Below are 20,314 nucleotides of genomic sequence, written 5' to 3'. Positions count from 1 at the left end.
TTTATATTCAAATCATATTTGTAAACCACAAAATCATTAATATTATGAGCTTAAGATTAGGCGACGCGGCCCCAAACTTTAAGGCCAAAACATCAGAAGGCGAGATCGACTTCTACGAATACCTTGGTGATAGCTGGGGTGTATTATTTTCGCACCCGGCAGATTACACACCAGTTTGCACAACAGAGCTGGGCAGAACGGCATCGTTAAAAGACGAATTTGCCAAACGTAATGTAAAAGTTATCGCTTTGAGTGTGGATTCGGTAGAATCGCACAAGGGCTGGATAAACGACATCAATGAAACACAGGGCGTCGAGGTAAATTTTCCTATAATTGGGGACGAGAACCGTGAAATAGCGCTGGCGTACGACATGATACACCCGAATGCTTCACTTACAGCAACCGTTCGCTCGCTGTTTATTATCGCACCCGATAAGACCATCAAACTGATGATAACTTACCCGGCATCGACCGGAAGAAACTTCCAGGAAATTTTACGTGTTATCGATTCGCTTCAATTAACGGCCAATTACAGCGTGGCCACACCGGCCGACTGGAAGGAAGGAGAGGATGTGGTTATAGTGCCCGCGATAAAGACGGAGGACATCCCGGCAAAATTTCCTAAAGGTCATAAGATAATAAAACCATATCTTAGAACTACGCCGCAACCAAATAAATAATTTTATTTTATTTTTTAATTAATTTTATATATTTGGTGTAGTATAGGGTTAATACATGTTGCTTTCTGAGTTACAATACCTTAGTATTTTCAGTTGCGCTATTGTTTTTTTAACTTTTGAACTAATTCTTTTAATACTATAACAATATTATGAAAACTGGAAAAGTAAAATGGTTTAACACACAAAAAGGCTACGGTTTCATCATTACCGATGAGGGCAAAGATCTTTTTGTACATTTTAAAGATGTACAGGGAGGCGTAAATGCCATTAAGGACAATGATAACGTGGAGTATGAAGTGGAAGAAGGCAGAAAAGGATTACAGGCAGTAAAAGTGAAAAAGATATAAAAGACTATTCTGATCAAAACGAGGGAACCTCTTCGCCATGCGGGGAGGTTTTTTTATGTAAAAAATTTTATCAAATTAGCCCAGCCAATTATTGCAATATATGACCGAACAACTCCCTTCCAAACTTACCCGTAACGCCATTTTCCTGGTGCTCGTAGCTTCCTTAGGTTATTTTGTTGATATCTACGATCTTTTGATCTTCTCCATAGTCAGGGTTCGGAGCCTGCGGGAAATTGGGGTGCCCGATAGTCAGCAAGTGCCAACCGGGCAATTTATTATGAACGTTCAAATGTTTGGTTTGCTTCTTGGCGGGATACTTTGGGGCGTTATTGGTGATAAACTTGGGCGCATCAGGGTACTGTTTGGCTCTATTTTATTATACTCCCTTGCCAATTTTGCGAACGGTATGGTACATAATGTAAATACCTATGCCATCATCCGTTTTGTGGCGGGTATTGGCCTTGCCGGCGAATTAGGTGCAGGGATAACACTGGTAAGCGAAACTTTAAGCAAACAAAACAGGGGATGGGGAACAACCATAGTTGCCGTAATAGGTCTTTTTGGGGCCGTTGCCGCCGCAATAGTTGGCAAGCAGGACTGGCGCATAGCTTATTACGTTGGCGGAGGACTGGGTATTATTTTACTATTGCTGAGGTTGGGTACGTTTGAATCGGGCATGTTCAAAAATGTTGCGGAAAAAAATGTATCGAAAGGGAATTTCTTTATGCTGTTCACAAACTGGGGACGCTTTTCGAAATACCTGTATTGCATCCTGATAGGCGCACCATTGTGGTATGTTGTGGGTGTACTTGTCTTTCTTTCACCCGAATTTGGTACGGCCCTGGGTGCAAAAGAAACTTTAAGCGCAGGAACGGGTGTTCTGTATACCTATGTGGGTATATCGGTAGGAGGGGTTTTTGCCGGCATTCTATCGCAGATCACCAAATCTCGCAAACTTACAATGCTGATATTCCTGCTGGTATCTGCCGGAACGGTTGTGGCCTATTTAAGCGCGAGGGGATTAACCAATAACCAATTTATCTGGCTATGTTTTTTTATGGGCTGTGCTGTTGGCTATTGGGCGACATTTGTAACCATTGCTGCCGAGCAATTTGGCACCAATATACGTTCTACCGTAACTACAACCGTCCCGAATTTTGTTCGCGGTTCGCTGATACCGATCAGTGCGCTTTTCAATGTTTTTGTAAAACATTACGGCATGATCACCAGCGGATATATTGTAATGGGCATACTTACCGTTGTTGCACTGCTCTCGCTTAGCCAGTTAAAAGAGAGTTTTCATAAGGATCTGGATTATATTGAGGATATTAACCTGAGTGAGGTGTCAGAAAAAATATAATCCGGGTGGTTTCAGCAATATTTCTGCAAATTTGCGCCGATGATAACCAAGGAACAAATAGCTGCCGATTACCAAACCATACAGGACGAAATATGCCTCGCGCTTGAACTGTGCGACGGAAAAGGGAAGTTTGAAGAGGAACTTTGGCAACGCGACGGGGGCGGCGGCGGCCGCACCCGCATAATGCAAAACGGCAATATTTTAGAAAGGGGAGGGGTTAACTTTTCGGCAGTGGAAGGTAAATTGCCGCCTGTAATGAAAAAAGCTTTGGGCGTGGAGCAAGATGACTTTTTTGCTACGGGCGTATCCATTGTTATCCATCCAAACCATCCGATGGTGCCTATCATCCACATGAATATCCGGTATTTCGAAATGCCGGGTTCAGAAGTGCGGTGGTTTGGCGGTGGTATCGACCTGACCCCTCATTATGTTATTGAAGATGACGCGCGTTTTTTCCATGGCCATTTAAAATCAACCTGCGACAAATACAGCGCTGATTTTTATCCGCGTTTTAAAAAATGGGCCGACGATTATTTCTTTATCAGGCATCGCAACGAAACGCGGGGCATAGGCGGCATATTTTATGACAAGCTTGCGGCGAACAGCGAATTGAGCTGGGATAATATCTTTGAATTTTCCAAAGCCGTCGGTCGTACTTTCGCGCCGGTTTACACCGAACTTATCAACCGCAACCGCGATAAACCGTTTACCGAAGCGCAACAGCAATGGCAGTACCAGCGCCGCAGCCGCTATGCAGAGTTTAACCTGGTTTACGATGCCGGCACCAAATTCGGACTCGAGACCAACGGCCGTATCGAATCGATACTGATGAGCCTGCCCCCAACCGCCAAATGGGTGTATAATTATCAGCCGCAGCCGGGAAGCGGGGAGGAGAAAACATTATCTTTGCTTAAAAAGGGGATAGATTGGGTTTAATGAAAGTATTTGCCGGAATATTTGTTATAGCTGTGTTGGCAGCGTTTTCGGGCCCAAAAACCCTAAAGGGAACATGGCGCTACGCCGGGGGTATTTATAACGGCAAAAAGGAGGGGGCGCCAGCCGGTTATACCCTGCGCCGCAATTACAGCGACACAACTTTCGAAGCCTTTGTAATAGACAAGGGCAGCAAACCCGAAAAATTTGAATCGGGCTATTATTTCCTGAAAAGCGATACCTGTATTGAAACCGAAACATTCAGCAAACAACCTTCTAAACTCACCGGCCGCCCGGTTGCTTATCATTACGAAGTACGCAAAGACTCGCTTATCCTTAGCGGTACACTGCCAACCGGAATGATCATTGAAGAATATTGGAAAAGGGTAAAATAACGCTGCTGCGCCGTTCGTTTATCAGTATATGGACCTGTACGGACAAAAAAACAAAAGCTTACCCCAAAAAATAGTCATCCACCTGCTCGAGGTTGTTTTCCTTTGGCTATCATGGTGGATACTTTTTGGCCCCGGTGGCGAATGGGTGCAACAGCACCTGCATATCCGCAATACCGCAGTTACGGCGCGCCGTTATATCGTTTTTATTTTCAATGTCATCATTTTCATGCGTATGGCTTACACGATGTTTTTCCTGGTGAAGAGAAGGATACCGTGGGGCGAAAGTATCGACGTGCCTTTTGCATTTGCGATGTATTATATTGGGTTTACATTATTTGCGTTGCCGGGTGGGTACGCGGTCGATATTTTCGATTATTTGGCCATCGGCCTGTTTTTTACGGGTTGTGTATTGAACACCGCCGGAGAAACCCTGAGAGATGTTTGGAAAAAGCAGCAGGCGAATAAAGGCAAACTGTATACCGGCGGCTTTTTTAAATACTCCAGGCATATCAATTATTTCGGCGACCTGTTGTGGGTTACGGCTTATGCAATTATATCGCGCAACTGGTACGCTTCGGTTATCCCGCTGTTCCTTTTTTGCTTTTTTGCCTTTTATAATGCCCCAAAATTGGAAAAATATCTTAGGTCGAAGTACTGTAAGGAGTTTGACGAATATGCCAAAAGCACCAGTATGCTTATACCGTTTATTTATTAATATCGTCCGTTTTCCGGCACAGCGATTTTGTTATCTTATTACTCACATTTTGGCTTCAATGTGCATAAAAAACTGCCCGGCAAACCAAGTATTTTCGTAACTTCGCAAGTCGCTTTGGAAAACATCCCATAGCACCGCTATAAACAAATTTTTTCTACACTAATTATACAATGGCTGAAGAAACAGAAAACGGCAATTCCACCCCTGAAGACAGAATAATTCCGATAAATATTGATGAAGAAATGCGATCTGCGTACATTGATTATTCAATGTCGGTGATCGTTTCGCGTGCTTTACCCGATGTGCGCGACGGCTTAAAACCGGTACACAGGCGTGTGTTGTACGGCATGCTCGACCTGGGCCTGAACAACAACAAACCCTACAAAAAATCGGCCCGTATCGTGGGTGAGGTTTTGGGTAAATATCACCCGCATGGCGATACTTCGGTGTACGATGCCATGGTGCGTATGGCGCAGGACTGGAGCCTTCGCTATCCCTTTGTGGAAGGGCAGGGAAACTACGGTTCTATCGACGGCGACGAACCTGCGGCAATGCGTTATACCGAGGCCAGGCTGCAAAAGATAGCGGAAGAAATGCTGGCCGATATCAACAAGGATACTATTGATTACCAGCTTAACTTCGACGATTCGCTCGAGGAGCCTACGGTTCTTCCGGCGAAGATCCCGAACCTGCTTGTAAACGGAGCATCGGGTATTGCAGTAGGTATGGCCACCAATATGGCCCCCCACAATTTAACCGAAGTTATCGATGCTACCCTGGCATTGATAGATAACCGCGAAATAGAGGTGAGTGAGTTGATGAAACACGTAAAGGGCCCCGATTTTCCTACAGGTGGTATTATTTACGGTGTTGATGGCGTTCGTGAAGCTTTAGAGACTGGTCGTGGCAGGATAGTGATGCGGGGCCGTGCCGAGATAGAAGTACATGGTAACGACCGCGAGCGTATAGTTGTTACGGAAGTGCCTTACCAGGTTAATAAATCGACCATGATAGAGCGTACTGCCGAACTGGTTGAAGAAAAGAAAATTGAAGGTATATCCGCAATTCGCGATGAGTCCAACCGCGAGGGTATCCGCGTGGTTTACGAAATAAAACGTGATTCGAACGCGGCTATCGTACTGAACAACCTTTATAAATATACAGCGCTGCAAACATCGTTCAGCGTAAATAATATTGCCCTGGTACACGGCAGGCCGATGATGCTGAACCTGAAGGACCTGATCCATCATTTTGTCGAGCATCGTCACGAAGTTGTTATACGCCGTACCAAATATGACCTGGCTGAGGCAGAGAAGCGAGCCCACATACTCGAAGGCTTATTGATAGCCCTGGATCACCTGGACGAGGTAATAAAACTCATCAGGGCATCGAATACCCCGGAAGAGGCCCGCGATGGTTTGATGACGACTTTTGGTTTATCAGAGATACAGGCACGCGCCATACTGGATATGACCCTGAGAAGGCTGACAGGACTGGAACGCGACAAGATCAAAGACGAGTATGCCGAGCTGATGAAAACCATCGAGTATTTAAAATCTGTTTTAGCTGATGAAGGCTTGCGTATGCAGATCATCAAAGATGAGCTGACGGAGATAAAAGATAAATACGGCGATGAGCGTAAAACCGAGATCGTTTACTCGTCTGCCGAAATGCAGACCGAGGACTTTATCGAGGATGAGGATGTGGTAATAACCATATCGCACGAAGGCTACATCAAACGTACCGCACTTACCGAATACCGCAGGCAGGGCAGGGGTGGCAAAGGATCATTGGGCAGCAATAGCCGTGATGAGGACTTTATCGAACATTTGCTGATAGCATCGAACCATAATTATATGCTGTTCTTTACCGAAGCCGGCCGTTGTTTCTGGCTCCGCGTATTTGAAATTCCGGAAGGTACACGCGTCTCTAAGGGTCGTGCTATCCAGAATATCATCAATATTCCGAAAGAAGAAAAGATCAAGGCTTACATCAAAATTGTAAACCTGAAGGATAAAGAATATCTCGAAAATAACTTTATCATCATGTGTACCAAGAAAGGTACCATCAAAAAGACTTCGCTCGAAGCATACTCACGTCCGCGTGCCAATGGTATCAACGCCATCAACATCAACGAAGGCGATACCCTGCTTGAGGCTAACCTGACCAGCGGAAGCAGCGAGATCGTAATGGCATTGAAATCGGGCCGTGCGATACGGTTTAACGAGGCAACGGTAAGGCCAATGGGCCGCACCGCCACCGGTGTGCGCGGTATCAGCCTGGAGAATGACAGCGATGAGGTTGTAGGCATGATCAGCATCGATAATCCTGAAACGACGGTACTGGTGGTGTCCGAAAAAGGTTACGGCAAACGTACCGATATCGACGACTACCGGGTAACAAATCGTGGCGGCAAGGGTGTAAAAACTTTAAATATTACTGATAAAACAGGAAAACTTGTTGCCATAAAAGGTGTTACTGATAAGGAAGACCTGATGATCATCAACCGTTCGGGTATTATTATCCGCATGGCTATCAGCGAGTTAAGGACGATGGGCCGAGCCACGCAAGGTGTAAGGTTGATAACATTAAAAGAAAATGACGAGATCGCATCGGTTGCGAAAATAGAACATGACGATTCGGAAGATGAAATAAACGAAAACGGGGAGAATGCTGAAAATACCGGCACCACTGAAGATCCGGGAACCGAAGCTTCACCTCATGACACAACGGAAGAATAAATAGTTTAAACTACCTTAATAAACAAACAATGAAACTGTGCGATGCCCCCCTCCAAAAGAGGGGCAGAGTGCCTTTTGCCATCAGCACAGTTATAGGAATAAATATGACAGGCCGCAAGCTCACATTTCTGCTATTGATCTGCTTGTTCCCGGTAACACATGCTTTCGGCCAGTCGGAAGTATTTAAAAGCGTGGTAAATAACCTGGCTTTTTACAAGCAAAAGAAGGACCTCAAATACCTGGCAAGCGCCAAAAAATCGGTCGATAGCCTCATCAAAACGCATAAAGATTCGGTCGATCTGCGCAAAAACGTGTATAAGGCTGTTGTTTATTCAAGCATCGCTTACATCGATTCATTAAATAAGCTGAAAGAACCGGTGACATTTTTCGACCAGGTGTGCCGTGATGTCGATAAGCTGCTGGCCAATAAGCGCATTTATAAGTACCAGCCCGAAATGGATTTTTCGAGACGGTGCCTGGCAAATGTTTTCATACGCCATGGTTTCGGCTATATGCGCTTAACAGATTATTATAATGCCATGTCCGCCTTCCGCCAGGCTAAAAAATATGCACCGGAGTTTAAAGAGCTGAATGCCTATATCGGCTATGCCAACAGTCACCTTGGTAACCTCATTGAATCGGCGAGAAACTATACCGAACTGCTTAAAACCGATAGTACAAAAGCCGACATCATTGAAGCTGCAGCTAATACTTATAAAGCCATCGGCGATACTTCAAAAGCGCTCCAGATATTACAAAAAGGGCGGAAATATCTGCCTGATGACCGGTTCCTGCTGCTGGACGAAGCAAATATTTACAGCAACAAAAGAGATTATAGTTCCCTTCACGGTTTGCTTCCAAAGCTGATGGATCAAAATCCGAATAATGCAGAGGTTGCGTATGTTGCCGCAAATTGTTATGATCATTTGAATGATTTTAATAAAGCAGAATCGCTATATTTACGTTCCATTGAATTGAACAGCGCTTTATATGAACCGGTTTACAACCTTGGTTTGCTTTATTTTAAAGAATCAGTTTCAAAACATGGCGAAGAAGAAAGTAAAGATGTGGCAAGAGCTGCACAGTGGCTGGAAAAAGCAAATGAAATATCGCCTAATGATGTTAAATGCCTCCAGTTATTACAATTGGTATATGCAAAAACCGGCGACCAGGACCAAATAGACAAAATAAACAGTAAACTTAAATTATTAACCAATCAATAAAACATGAAAATCAAAGTTTTGATGACAGCGCTTGTTATGTCGTACACAGCATTAGGCGCTTTTGCTCAAAAAAGAGAATTGGACAACGCCAATGAGAATTATACAAAATTCCAGGGCCTCAGAGCAAATATGACGCTGGCTAAGCCCTCGCTTACCCTGGCAAAAACCAGTATAGACAAAGCCGCGGAAAACTCAAAAACATCCGGGTTACCACAAACTTTCGCCTTGAAAGCAGCTATTTATGCGTCGTTATCTACTACAGATGCCGATGCATCAGCTGCTGCATCTGATTATGCTACTGCCGCCGATGCGCTGAAAAAGGCCCGCGAGCTGGACACGAAGAATGAGAACACCGCCCTGATACAGAATGCAGGCCGCGAAATGGCCCAGGTTCAGTTAGACAAGGGTGTAAAAGCATTCCAGGCCAAAAATTACGACGAAGCCTATAAAGCTTTCGACGAAGGGCGCCAGATACTGCCTGAGGATACCACAATGATCCTTTATTCGGCTATTTCAGCATCCAACGCAAAAAACTATCCTGCAGCTATTACTAATTACAATAAGCTGGTTACCACCGATTATAAAAATAAAGTTCAGGCATATAACGACCTGGTTACCTTGTACATGCAAAATAAGGATACCACAGCAGCTATAAAAGCGATAGGATCTGCGGTAGAGAAATATCCGGCAGATAATGACCTGCGCAAGCGTGAAATAGAAGTTAGCCTGCTGGCAGGCCAGGGAAGCGAACTGATCGGCAAAATTGAAACAGCTATCAAGGCCGATCCGAATAACAAAACTTTGTATTATTATGAGGGTTTAACTTATTCACAAATTGCTGAAACCAAAGCATCGCAGATCAAAAAGATGGAGAAAGCAGCTAAAGGGGCGAAAGCAACCGCACCTGACCCGCAGCTTGTTAAATTGAAACAGGAAAGAAACGACAACCTGACTAAGGCTGCCGAACAGTACAAAAAAGCCGTGGCCATTGATCCGAATTATTTTGAAGCGGTTTTGAACCTGGGATACGTAACCATGGCGCCAGCTATTGACATGTACAATGATGCACAGCAAATACCGGTAACGCAAACCAAAGTTTACGATGCGCAAATGGCCAAAGCAAAGGCACAGTTTGACCAGGCCAAACCATATTTACTAAAAGCGGTTGAATTGAATTCTTCATCGCTTGATGCGCTTACCAATTTAAAATCTTTTTATCTCGGAACACGTGATGAAGCCAATGCCAACGCCGTTCAAAAGAAAATAGAAGCGCTGCCAAAAAATTAATAGTCCCACGATAAAAGGAGGGATATTTTATAAAGCCTGTTAAAAGCAGGCTTTATAAATTTTGATATTACTTAACATAATATTAATTATGAGAAAAATATAGCAAACCGAAAAACTGGCTGTTAATTGGGGTCGTCGCTATGCTATTCGGCCTCGATGGCGTTTTTCATAGCATTCAGCATTTGCTGTATTTGTGGGGCAATTTTTCTTTTGATGTAAAAGTTAAGCAGTTTAACTTTCCATTTTGAACTGGAATAATAATGAGCAATATCAAGCCGCGTGGTATTTTTATCAATTTTTGTGAGGCTGGATTCCACAATATAATCGGGCAGTAATTTTGCCAGGCCCATAGTGTCGGATGGAAAAACAGTTACAATTTTTTTCATCGGCACAATCTCTATATCTTTTTCAATACAAGTGTGCCGGCTGCCAGCAATATGACATTGATACGCTACGCCGGCTTCGCGAAATCGCTTACCCGAAATAAGATCCACCTTATCAACCTGCGGATGATATAAAGGGATATTTGAAAGGTCCTGGTTAAATTCCCAAACTTTTTCGACGGGTGCCTTGATGATAACTTCCTGTTTTGATTGAAATTTGGGTTTCATAAGTCAGGCCCGGGCTGCAACACTGATAAATTTATACGTACAAATGTAACAGCCCAATTGTATTATTTGCAACCGGACAACAACCTGTTAAGGCAGAGGCTTTACCATGATATTCCTGAAAAAAACCAGGCTGTTGGGGTCGTGCCCCTGCAGGGCAAAAGTGCCGCTGGAAAGCACACGTTCGGCATCACCGCCGGTGCGGTGCAGATCGGCAGGTTCGGTATATTCATTTACAACCTTATCATTTATCTTAACAGTGATCGTTTTTCCGCTGACGGTGATATCCATCGTAAACCATTCGTTGTCCTTCACATAAACCTCCTTAATGTCCTGGATGCCGTAAACGCTGCCTGTCCTGCGCCAGTCGGTATGCGAATTATTTACCTGTATCTCGTAGCCTTTTGCCGGCCATCCGCTTTCCTGGTAACCCGTATGGATATAAATGCCCGAATTGGCACCCTGGTGCGTCATAACATCGGCCTTAAATTCGAAATTCTTAAAATTATGGTCCTGCACGTTACCCACGTAAAAAAGGTGGGCCGTTTTTCCGTGAACAATGATCATGCTATCCTTTACCGAAAAAGTTTCGGCATTGTCGCCAACTTTCCAGCCATTGAGGGATTTGCCATCAAAAAGCGATATCCAGCCGCCTTGCTGAGCCTGGCTTTTTACAGAACAAAAAAGCAGGCAGGAAATAAAAAAGAAACGGGTAAGATTTTTCATAAATAGTCAATGGGTTTTTCAAATCTACTATTTCTGATCGGTATTGATCGCTTGGCGGTGTTTTTTAACCCTCAAATAATATCATCATTCGTCGTCGAGCCCTTTTCCGCTGAGTATTTGCGGGATGCATTTTTCAACCCGTGCCTGGCGTGTTTCTGATCGTTTGGCGTGGGAAAAATAAAACAGGTAGCCACGCTGCCTGCCCGGCGTTAATGCCTCAAAAGCAGCTTTCAATTGGGGTATATGATCTAATTTATACTGAAACTCCGCAGGCACTTCATAATCTGAAGTTTTTTTAAGTTCTACTTTTAACCCTGCTTTTTCCACTTCGACGGCCTCTGCAATATACGCTTTCAGGATATTCTCCTGCTCAACAATTTCAAGCAAATTGCTAAATCTTACCTGGCGCGGGCTCTGCACATTTTCGGTTTGCTGTATCAGTATGCCTTCAGGGTCGTTCATCAATGCACCTTTAAAAAACAGCAGGGCGCAATATTCCTTAAATCCGTGAATTAAAACGATGTTTCCGTTGTTATAGGTATAACAGGGCTGGCCCCATTTCAATTCCTCTGTAAGCCCGCAACCGAGGATGATCATTCTCAATTTATCATACTCTTCCTGCCACTGCGAGGGCTTGTTAAAAAACCAATCAACCTTTGGGTTCATACTGCTCATGGTTTACTATTTATTGTACAAATATCAAATTCTTAAACAGCCACGAAAACCCCTCGCCGCATAGTAGGATTCCGCCCCGTTGTGGTAAACAAAAACCGTATTGTAACGGCGGTCGCAAAAGATGGCCCCGCCAAGCTTCCGGATAGTGGCAGGCGTTTGTATCCAGCTTGACGTTTTCAGGTCGAAATTGCCCAATTGCTGCAATTCCCGGTATTGTTCTTCTGTTAAAAGCTCAATTCCCATATCATGAGCCATATCGACAACGCTGTTTTCCGGTTTAAATTCTTTTCTTGCATCCAGCGCCTCACGGTCATAACATAGGCTCCGGCGACCTTTGGGGCTTTCCGAGGAGCAGTCATAAAAGAGGTATTCGCCGGTCTTTGCATCCCGGCCGACCACGTCGGGCTCCCCTCCTGTCCGTTCCATTTCATTAAGCGACCACAGTTTTTCGGCACCAGCTTCCAGCTTTGCCGATATTTTGGCCCATTCAAGACCTTTGTGGCGGGTCATGTTTTTCTCAAAACGGGTTTTCAACGTATCGAGTAATTCTTTGGCCTGTGCCGGAGACAATTCCTTTTTCATGTTGTTCATTTATTGGTTGAAATATCGCTTTGCTAAGCTTGCCCCGGGCATGCATTAAGTTTCGCCTCACCTAAGTCCTCTCCAAAGGAGAGGATTTTAATTCAAAATGTCTATTTTTTCCGGTTTCAGCATCTCTTTTAAAGGGGTTTCGGCTGAGGCTGATACGGCCCTATTTAACCGCAAATATTTTCCGGTCCGCCGGCCTCAGATACCATGACAACACTGTAAATATCGCAAGTATGAACGGAGCTATGATTTGCGCATGAATGTCGTTGCTGGCAATGTGCGAGATCACCGCGCCGGTCATTACAAAAAAGATACCTGCATACGCCCATTCCTTAACCAATGGATAGCCGGGTATCAATATCGCAATTACACCCAGTACTTTCCAAACGCCAATGACCGATATAAAATACGTTGGATAACCAAGCGGTTTAAAACCCTGCACCACACCCTGCAGTTGCATAGTTTGCGCCAGGCCGCCCGAAAAGATGCAAAAGGATAACAATAGCGTAATTATCCAGTACCAAAGTTTTTTTCTCTTTTCCATTTTTTAATTATTTGAGTTTGCTTACTATTTCCTCTAACCGGTTGTGCGCCCAGTTAATGCCCTGGGTAAACGGCAGTTTCAGTACCTCGTCGCGCTGTGCTGCAGATTCGTAGATCACATGCATGCTTATCTTGCTGGTGTCATCGGTGAGGCTTTCAAATTCTGTTACCTCCAGTTGCACGCCAAAAGGTGTGTTCGACATTTCGAATGTCCGGGTTATCTTGTGGTTGGGGATAAACTCATGTATCACCCCGCTGGCCTGGAAAGCTACATTACCTTTGGGGTCTTTTGTTTCGAATTGCCAGCTGCCGTGCTTTTTACTTTCCAGTTTCAGCACTTTAGTTCCCATCCATTGCTCAATAAGTTCGGGCTCCGAAAAAGCCTTGAAAAGCAGTTCCAACGGCAGGTCAAATTCCCTGGTGATCATTATATCCTGCTTGCCGTCTTCGGCATTTACTTTTGTTTTTAGTTCCATATCGGTTTATTTTTTGGTTTTGTATTCTTTCATAATATCTTCCAGCAGGTTAAACCTGTCGTCCCACATTTTGCGGAACGGTTCGATAAATTCGGCTACTTCCTTCATTTTTTTTGCATTGATGTGATAGTGGATCTCCCTTCCATTTTGCTCCTGTGCAAGCAGTTCGCATTCGGTAAGTATTTGTAAGTGCTTTGAAACTGTCGGCCTTGCCGTATCAAAGTTTGCGGCAATTGCCCCTGCTGTAAGCGATTGCGAAGCAACCAGCAGCAGTATGGCCCTCCTGGTTGGGTCGGCTATGGCCTGGAAAACGTCCCGTCGTAAATTCATTATGTAGCTATTTGACTACAAATATAAATGTAGTCATTTAACTACGCAAGTTTTTTTGAAAATTTTCAAAACAGTTTGTCATTGGTTAGGCATCTTTCCATTTGTCAGCCGTTCGTTTTCAAATAAGCATTAATTTAGTATCAAACATTAATACTATGGATCTGCAATTAAAGAACAAAAAAGCCCTGGTTACCGGCTCGACAGCCGGTATTGGTTACTCAATAGCAAAAGCATTGGCCAATGAAGGTGCCGAAGTTTATATCAACGGCCGTACTGCCGAACGCGTTGACACCGCCATTAAAAAATTGAAAGACGAAACCGGCAATCCAAACATTAAAGGTTTCGCGGTAGATTTTGCTGACGGCAGGCAGGTGGAAAATCTTATCAGCCAGTTACCGGAAGTGGACATACTTGTAAATAACGTGGGTATATTCGAACCAAAAGCATTTAAAGATATACCTGATGCCGATTGGATCAAATTTTTTGAAGTGAACGTGTTAAGCGGCGTCCGGCTGTCGCGGGCGTACTTTGATAAGATGATGGCCAATAACTGGGGGCGCATCATTTTTATCTCCAGCGAGTCGGCGGTGCAGATACCGGCTGAAATGATCCATTACGGCATGACCAAAACCGCCCAACTGGCCATTTCACGCGGCCTGGCTGAATTAACTGCCGGTACCAATGTTACGGTAAACACGGTAATGCCCGGCCCCACCTATTCTGAAGGAGCGGGCGATTTTGTGGAAAGCCTGGCTAAACAGCAGGGAAAAAGTGTAGCTGAAATTGAGAAGGAATTTTTCGAGCATGTGCGCCCTACTTCGCTGCTGAAGCGTTTTACCAGCACGGATGAGATAGCCAGCCTGGTGACTTTCGTAGCCAGTCCCCTATCGTCAGCAACCAACGGGGCAGCTTTAAGGGCCGATGGTGGGGTGGTTAAGGGTATTCTTTAACTATATTATTGGGCTAAAGCTATTTTTTCTTTTCATTTGTCCGTTGGCTAAAGCCCAATGTCATTAAGTTAAGGAAAAATGGCGATAATGAACGCGCTCCGTTGACTCACCCCGACGACGCTACGCTGGTCGGCCCTCTCTTTGCTGCGCATAAAGAGGGCATTTAAACCCTCTTTACGAAGTAGAGAGGGTGGTCGAGCGAAGCAACGACCGGGTGAGTCGAGTAGACGACTTGCTTAACTTAATGACATTGGGCTAAAGCCAACGGCAGTGACGGTGTCAAACATGCTTCATTGCCGTCCCATTTATGGGGCGGAATAAGAACAAAGGTAAATTGGCTTTAGCCAAAATTTACCAGCCGTCCACAAAAAAAGCCCTCAAATTTCTTTGAGGGCTCACTGTAGAGAACAAAATCTTGCGTCTCTAACAAATTATTTTGCAGGCTCGGTTCGTTCCGGCTTCGGCAATAAAGCTTTACGCGAAAGCTTCAGTTTACCTTGCTTGTCGATGTCCAGCAATTTCACACGTACTTCGTCGCCAACCTTGAATATGCCATCCATGGTTTCGAAACGTTTGTGATCGATCTCTGATATGTGCAATAAACCATCCTTACCAGGCATAATTTCAACGAACGCGCCAAACGGCATGATCGATTTCACTTTACCTTCGTATATCTCGCCTACTTCCGGACGTGCGGCAATGGCGCGGATGCGCGACACGGCAGCGTCGATAGCGGCTTTGTTATCGGCAAACACCTGTACAATACCCTGGTTGTCTTTTTCCTCGATATTGATAGTAGCGCCGGTTTCACGCTGCATTTCCTGGATGATCTTTCCACCGGGGCCGATAACGGCGCCAATGTATTCTTTGTCGATCTTCAGGGTTACAATGCGTGGTGCATGTGGTTTGTAGTCCTCACGCGGAGCACTCATTGTTTTGCTGATCTCGTTCAGGATATGCAAACGGCCATCCTTGGCCTGATCTAAAGCTTTTGTTAATACTTCGTACGATAAGCCGTTGATCTTCAAGTCCATTTGAACAGCGGTAATACCAGTCGAAGTACCGGTTACCTTAAAGTCCATATCGCCTAAGTGATCTTCATCACCCAGAATGTCGGACAGGATAGCATACTTGGTTCCCATTTCGTTGGTGATCAAACCCATGGCGATACCGGTTACCGGCGCCTTGATCTTCACACCGGCATCCATCAGCGCCAATGTACCGGCGCAAACCGTTGCCATTGATGATGAACCGTTAGATTCCAGGATATCAGAAACTACACGGATAGTGTATGGGTTCTCGTCGTCCGATGGCAATACCTGCTTTAACGAACGCATAGCCAGGTTACCATGACCTATCTCGCGGCGGCCTGCTCCCCTGTTCGGGCGAACTTCGCCGGTTGAGAAACCAGGGAAATTGTAATGTAAAAGGAATTTCTGGTAACCGTTGATAAACGCACCGTCGATCATCTGCTCGTCATCCTTGGCACCTAAAGTAACGGTGGTTAACGATTGGGTCTCCCCTCTCGTAAATATTGCCGAACCGTGCGCCGATGGCAAATAGCCAACTTCGCTCCATATCGGGCGTATCTGGGTGGTGGTACGACCGTCCAAACGTTTGCCTTCGTCTAATACGAGGTTACGGATAGCGTCATACTCTACATCGTGGTAATATTTCTTAGCCAGGAATTTGGTAACGTCGTCTATTTCGCCCAAAGTTTCGATATAAGTATCGCGCACTTCTTTGAACTTAGCCGAACGCTCGTCTTTTGCCGATGCAGAAGCTGCGATAGCGTAAACCTGTTCGTATGTAGCGGCGTAGATAGCCTTTTTCAGCTCTTCGTTGTGGTTTTCGTGGCTATAGGTGCGTTTTTCGGTCTTGCCAACCGCAATGGTCAATTCTCTTTGAATCAGGCAATGGATCTTTATATGCTCGTGGGCAAATTTGATAGCTTCAACCAGTTCAGCTTCCTGAATCTCTTTTGATTCGCCTTCAACCATGTTGATGTCGAATTCGGAACCTGCAACGATGAATTCCAAAGTGGCATTTGCCAGCTGGCTCAGGGTTGGGTTGATCACCAGTTTACCGTCGATCTTGGCAACACGAACTTCGGATATCGGCCCGTTAAAAGGGATATCAGAAACCGCCAGGGCAGCCGAAGCAGCCAAACCGGCCAGGCAATCCGGCATAATATCCTTGTCAGCCGAAATTAACGTGATCATCACCTGCGTATCTGCATGGTAATCATCGGGGAACAATGGGCGCAAAGCACGGTCGACCAAACGCGAGATCAAAACCTCGTAGTCTGATAAACGCGCCTCGCGGCGTAAGAAACCACCGGGGATACGGCCTGTAGAGGCATATTTTTCCTGGTAGTCAACAGATAATGGCATAAAATCAACACCCTCTTTCGCTTCGGGCGATGAAACAACAGTGGCGAGCAACATCGTATCGCCCATTTTTACAACTACAGACCCATCGGCCTGTTTGGCCAGTTTGCCGGTTTCGATCTCAATGGTGCGGCCGTCACCTAAATCGATTACCTTTTTAATTACATTTAAACTCATCTTTTTTTTGTTGTGATGTGCTTTTCATCTTTTGAGCACACCAGTTGTATATATAAATTTTTACTTTTTCAAAAGTAAAAAAGCCACCCGACATTGCGGATGGCTTTTATTGAAAACCTGGAAGTTTACTTAATGATATCCCTTAGCTGTAAAGCCTTAATGATAGCACGGTATCTCTCAATGTCTTTGTGATACAGGTAAGCCAGCAATGCGCGGCGTTTACCTACTAATTTTTGCAGCGAAAGCTGGGTCGAAAAATCATGTTTGTTCTTTTTCAAATGCCCGGTCAGGTGCGCTATACGTGTTGTGAATAATGCTACCTGCCCTTCTGCCGAACCTGTGTCGGTAGCAGCCTTGCCATGTTTTGCAAAGATCTCTGCCTTTGCTTCTTTACTTAAATACATTACCTGAATAATATTAAAGCGTTTATACTTGTGTTAATTGAGGGGCAAAGGTAGTTGTATTATTGCAGAATTACAAGAGTTGCGGCGAGAATAGTTGATTAAATTAAATGGTTGATTGAGCAGTGGTTTTTTAATAAAAAACTATTAAAAATACCCTATTTATTGGTGGGCAATTTTAAATCAAAGCTGTTTTGTATGGCGTTTTAACGCGCTATCCGCTCATACTGCACAGGCGTTATTCCAATATCATTAACTTAAGGAAAAATGGCGATAATGAACGCGCTCCGTTGACTCACCCCGACGACGCTACGCTGGTCGCCCCTCTCTTTGCTGCGCATAAAGAGGGCATTTAAACCCTCTTTACGAAGTAGAGAGGGTGGTCGAGCGAAGCAACGACCGGGTGAGTCGAGTAGACGACTTGCTTAACTTAATGACATTGGGCGTTATTTACGGGCCGGTATACCTGCCTGCCGGCAGGCAGGCGCTTCTATCGTTAACGCGGTGTTTTGATATATTTTTTTCGGATAAAGTGAGTAACTTTCCGACTTTACAACTCCCGGTAGCTGATCGGGGCCAACTTTATAACCAATGCCTGCATATTCCTCCTTCGAAACCGAATTCCGCGTGCGGCCTGATGATATTGATATGTTTCAGCATGTGCACAACAGCAAATATTTCGACTACGTGCTGGCTGCACGGTACGACCAGATGGAGCGCTGTTACGGCATGCCGATGGAAAAGTTTATGGAACGCGGCTTTGGCTGGGTAGTGCGCACCGCCCATGTCGATTATAAACGCGCCTTAGGCATGGGCGACTATTTTATTGTCAAAACCGCTATCGAAAGTATCGACGACAAAGGCTGCCGGGTGATATTTGCCATCACCAACAAGGCCACCAAAAAAATCTGTTGCGACGGCTGGTTCGATTACACCATGATCGACTTGCAAACCGGTCGCGCTGCTAAAGTGCCGGAGGATATTATCGAGCATTACCTGATTTAATGTGTAAATGTACGGATTTCAGATGTGCAGATGAGGATACGACAAACATTTGCACATCTGCACATTTGAAATCTGCACATTCAAAAGCAGGATTGCACAACCCGCCCACCCCGTCCTGCTTAATTAACTCTTAACTGACAGTGATCTATTCTGTTAGTTTCTTATTATCATTACGGTAAGGCCATTTAAAATGCTACAGCCGTGACGTTTAAAATTTTATTTTTAAGAAAATTTCACCCCACCATGTCATTTCGGCGAACGAAGGGGCCAGACGGCTAAGGGTGAGGAGAAAACTTATGCGCCTTACATTGTCGCCTGTTCGCCTGGTTAGGACTTTTATCTCCCACAATTCTGTGCCAGTCCCTCGTTGAAGATTTTTTCGCTCCCGCAAGCCAGGCACTACCCGCTCAAGAAAACAGTTCTCTTTCGCCCCACCTCACACGTCAGCGCTCGCTCTATCGGAATGACATCTTTATTAATTGAGTTTAATGATGCTTGAAATACTGAATTTCCTTTTCGTGCTTTTTGGCGGCTTCCATGGTATCGAATGTGCCCAGATTCCTGCGTTTATGCGTTTCAGGGTCTACTTTCCTGGAGTAGATGCGGTATTGCCCTGATTTTAATTTCCTGATCATAGCTGGTTAAGTTTATTAGTAGGTTAACAAGTTTGTGGGGCGGTGGTTTTGATCTATCTTCGCTGCTTTTAACCAGCCCATTCAAGCGTCCTCCGCTTGAATGCCGGAACTTTTAAGCGTGGACGCTTACAATTATTATTATTCAAGTGTGGACACTTGAACAGGCGCGTAAAGACAGGCGCATTTGCACATCTGCACATTTGAAATCTGTCCATTATCACACCCTCGTCGGTGCCATTCCATATTGTTTTTTAAAGGCAAATGAAAAATGCGATAGGTCCTCGAAACCAAGATCGAGGTAAATATCTGAGGCGGTTTTGCCTTTTTGTTTGATGAGGTAATGTGCTTCCTGCAACCGGCGCTGCTGCAGCCAGCGGCTGGGTGTATTATGGAACAGCTTTTCAAAATCGCGCTTAAAAGTAGCCAGGCTGCGACCGGTAAGGTAGGCAAAGCGGTTCAGGTCGACATTGAAATGGAAGTTTTTGTTCATAAATGCTTCCAGGTCAATCTTTCCCGGTTCGCTGAAATCGAAGAGTATGTCTTTCAATTCCGGGTTTACTTTCAGCAGCAACATTGCCGCTTCGCGTAATTTCAAACCAAGCAGATCCGCGTCTTCTATACCATTCAGCTGCATGTAAGGCATCAGGGAGTCGAAGTAATTTTTGTATAAGGGGTTTGCTTCCAGTTCCAGCACTGCATCCCCGTTAATATGGTGGTCCGACTTATACCCCGCCTCCATGCCGAAATTCCGCAGGAATGGTTGATCGAAATGAACCGACAGTGACTTGAACTCCCCTCCTTCCGGCGGCATTTTGTTGAATTTGATGAGGTTGTTGCGCCTGCTGAAACGGAAACTCCCCGGCCTAAAGAAATACTCCTTGTTGCCGTCATTCATTGTCATGCTGCCGGCAACCTGGTAACTGAAAACAAACTCGGGTATAAACTGCTCCCCTTCCCGGCTGCGGGTTACGTAGCAGGAATAGGCTATGGCGGGTTTTTTAATTGGTGTTGGCATTGTTCAACTGCAAATATCTATAATAAAATATTGTCATTTCGATGATCATGCGTGGGCCGAGTACAGGAGCGAAGAGAAATCTTCGACGCCAGGATGGTTCGAAAAGATTTCTCC

At 44.9% G+C, this 20,314-nt stretch carries 22 protein-coding genes; 11 read left to right on the top strand and 11 right to left on the bottom strand.

Annotation, left to right across the window (positions count from 1 at the left end; all coding sequences use genetic code 11):
* Positions 1–44: 44 nt before the first annotated feature.
* The 9 genes from VL525_RS21705 (at position 45) to VL525_RS21665 (ending at position 9,681) form a co-directional block, all read left to right on the top strand.
* On the top strand, positions 45–680 hold the full coding sequence (locus VL525_RS21705; protein WP_325389661.1) for a peroxiredoxin: 636 nt from the start codon (positions 45–47) through the stop codon (positions 678–680).
* Positions 681–829: 149 nt separating this feature from the next.
* Entirely contained in the window at positions 830–1,027 is a 198-nt protein-coding gene (locus tag VL525_RS21700; RefSeq protein ID WP_325389659.1) for a cold-shock protein, read from the top strand.
* Positions 1,028–1,127: 100 nt separating this feature from the next.
* The gene (locus VL525_RS21695; protein WP_325389657.1) at positions 1,128–2,387 is read left to right on the top strand and encodes an MFS transporter; all 1,260 of its coding nucleotides are present in this window, start codon (positions 1,128–1,130) and stop codon (positions 2,385–2,387) included.
* 39 nt (positions 2,388–2,426) lie between these two features.
* Positions 2,427–3,323 carry an oxygen-dependent coproporphyrinogen oxidase gene (gene hemF / locus VL525_RS21690; protein WP_325389655.1) on the top strand — a complete coding sequence of 299 codons (897 nt, stop codon included), beginning with the start codon at positions 2,427–2,429 and terminating at the stop codon, positions 3,321–3,323.
* A complete protein-coding gene (locus VL525_RS21685; protein ID WP_325389653.1) occupies positions 3,323–3,715 on the top strand; it encodes a hypothetical protein in 393 nt (130 codons plus the stop codon). Before hemF ends, VL525_RS21685 begins: the two co-directional genes overlap by 1 nt.
* 28 nt (positions 3,716–3,743) lie before the next feature.
* Positions 3,744–4,430, top strand: coding sequence for a DUF1295 domain-containing protein (locus VL525_RS21680; RefSeq protein WP_325389651.1), 687 nt, complete (start codon positions 3,744–3,746; stop codon positions 4,428–4,430).
* A gap of 170 nt (positions 4,431–4,600) precedes the next feature.
* Positions 4,601–7,171, top strand: a complete 2,571-nt coding sequence (gene gyrA, locus VL525_RS21675) for a DNA gyrase subunit A (protein WP_325389649.1) — start codon at positions 4,601–4,603, stop codon at positions 7,169–7,171.
* A 29-nt stretch (positions 7,172–7,200) separates the two neighbouring features.
* A complete protein-coding gene (locus VL525_RS21670; protein WP_325389647.1) occupies positions 7,201–8,394 on the top strand; it encodes a hypothetical protein in 1,194 nt (397 codons plus the stop codon).
* Positions 8,395–8,397: 3 nt separating this feature from the next.
* Positions 8,398–9,681: a tetratricopeptide repeat protein gene (locus VL525_RS21665; RefSeq protein ID WP_325389645.1), complete on the top strand. Its 1,284-nt coding sequence runs from the start codon at positions 8,398–8,400 to the stop codon at positions 9,679–9,681.
* Positions 9,682–9,824: 143 nt separating this feature from the next.
* Here the strand turns inward: VL525_RS21665 and VL525_RS21660 are convergent, their stop codons facing one another.
* The 7 genes from VL525_RS21660 to VL525_RS21630 form a co-directional block, all read right to left on the bottom strand.
* Positions 9,825–10,292 (bottom strand): SRPBCC family protein, encoded by a 468-nt coding sequence (locus tag VL525_RS21660; RefSeq protein WP_325389643.1) that lies wholly within the window; start codon positions 10,290–10,292, stop codon positions 9,825–9,827.
* Positions 10,293–10,379: 87 nt separating this feature from the next.
* Positions 10,380–11,015, bottom strand: coding sequence for a DUF1080 domain-containing protein (locus tag VL525_RS21655; protein ID WP_325389641.1), 636 nt, complete (start codon positions 11,013–11,015; stop codon positions 10,380–10,382).
* Between the two features lie 84 nt (positions 11,016–11,099).
* Positions 11,100–11,681, bottom strand: a complete 582-nt coding sequence (locus VL525_RS21650) for a YdeI family protein (protein ID WP_325389639.1) — start codon at positions 11,679–11,681, stop codon at positions 11,100–11,102.
* 33 nt (positions 11,682–11,714) lie between these two features.
* Positions 11,715–12,281, bottom strand: coding sequence for a DUF4256 domain-containing protein (locus tag VL525_RS21645; protein WP_325389637.1), 567 nt, complete (start codon positions 12,279–12,281; stop codon positions 11,715–11,717).
* Between the two features lie 160 nt (positions 12,282–12,441).
* On the bottom strand, positions 12,442–12,822 hold the full coding sequence (locus VL525_RS21640; protein ID WP_325389635.1) for a DoxX family protein: 381 nt from the start codon (positions 12,820–12,822) through the stop codon (positions 12,442–12,444).
* Positions 12,823–12,829: 7 nt separating this feature from the next.
* A complete protein-coding gene (locus tag VL525_RS21635; RefSeq protein ID WP_325389633.1) occupies positions 12,830–13,297 on the bottom strand; it encodes an SRPBCC domain-containing protein in 468 nt (155 codons plus the stop codon).
* Between the two features lie 6 nt (positions 13,298–13,303).
* Positions 13,304–13,627, bottom strand: a complete 324-nt coding sequence (locus VL525_RS21630; RefSeq protein WP_325389631.1) for a metalloregulator ArsR/SmtB family transcription factor — start codon at positions 13,625–13,627, stop codon at positions 13,304–13,306.
* 155 nt (positions 13,628–13,782) lie between these two features.
* Here VL525_RS21630 and VL525_RS21625 point away from each other — a divergent pair, with 155 nt between their 5' ends.
* The gene (locus VL525_RS21625; RefSeq protein ID WP_325389629.1) at positions 13,783–14,577 is read left to right on the top strand and encodes an SDR family oxidoreductase; all 795 of its coding nucleotides are present in this window, start codon (positions 13,783–13,785) and stop codon (positions 14,575–14,577) included.
* 431 nt (positions 14,578–15,008) lie between these two features.
* On the opposite strand, the gene pnp is transcribed toward VL525_RS21625, so the two are convergent.
* Together pnp and rpsO are read right to left on the bottom strand one after the other, a co-directional pair.
* Positions 15,009–17,144: a polyribonucleotide nucleotidyltransferase gene (pnp, locus tag VL525_RS21620; RefSeq protein ID WP_325389627.1), complete on the bottom strand. Its 2,136-nt coding sequence runs from the start codon at positions 17,142–17,144 to the stop codon at positions 15,009–15,011.
* A 125-nt stretch (positions 17,145–17,269) separates the two neighbouring features.
* The gene (rpsO, locus tag VL525_RS21615; protein ID WP_325389625.1) at positions 17,270–17,548 is read right to left on the bottom strand and encodes a 30S ribosomal protein S15; all 279 of its coding nucleotides are present in this window, start codon (positions 17,546–17,548) and stop codon (positions 17,270–17,272) included.
* 588 nt (positions 17,549–18,136) lie between these two features.
* On the opposite strand from rpsO, the gene VL525_RS21610 reads away from it, so the two are divergent.
* Positions 18,137–18,550 carry an acyl-CoA thioesterase gene (locus VL525_RS21610; protein ID WP_325389623.1) on the top strand — a complete coding sequence of 138 codons (414 nt, stop codon included), beginning with the start codon at positions 18,137–18,139 and terminating at the stop codon, positions 18,548–18,550.
* A 485-nt stretch (positions 18,551–19,035) separates the two neighbouring features.
* Here VL525_RS21610 and VL525_RS21605 read toward each other — a convergent pair whose 3' ends face one another.
* Both VL525_RS21605 and VL525_RS21600 read right to left on the bottom strand, forming a co-directional pair.
* On the bottom strand, positions 19,036–19,185 hold the full coding sequence (locus VL525_RS21605; protein ID WP_325389621.1) for a hypothetical protein: 150 nt from the start codon (positions 19,183–19,185) through the stop codon (positions 19,036–19,038).
* 217 nt (positions 19,186–19,402) lie between these two features.
* Positions 19,403–20,200: an AraC family transcriptional regulator gene (locus VL525_RS21600; RefSeq protein WP_325389619.1), complete on the bottom strand. Its 798-nt coding sequence runs from the start codon at positions 20,198–20,200 to the stop codon at positions 19,403–19,405.
* Positions 20,201–20,314: the final 114 nt, after the last annotated feature.

Origin of the sequence: Mucilaginibacter sp. (assembly GCF_035492695.1) — a bacterium.
Classification (GTDB): Bacteria; Bacteroidota; Bacteroidia; order Sphingobacteriales; family Sphingobacteriaceae; genus Mucilaginibacter.
This window is presented reverse-complemented; position numbering and strand designations above follow the sequence as displayed.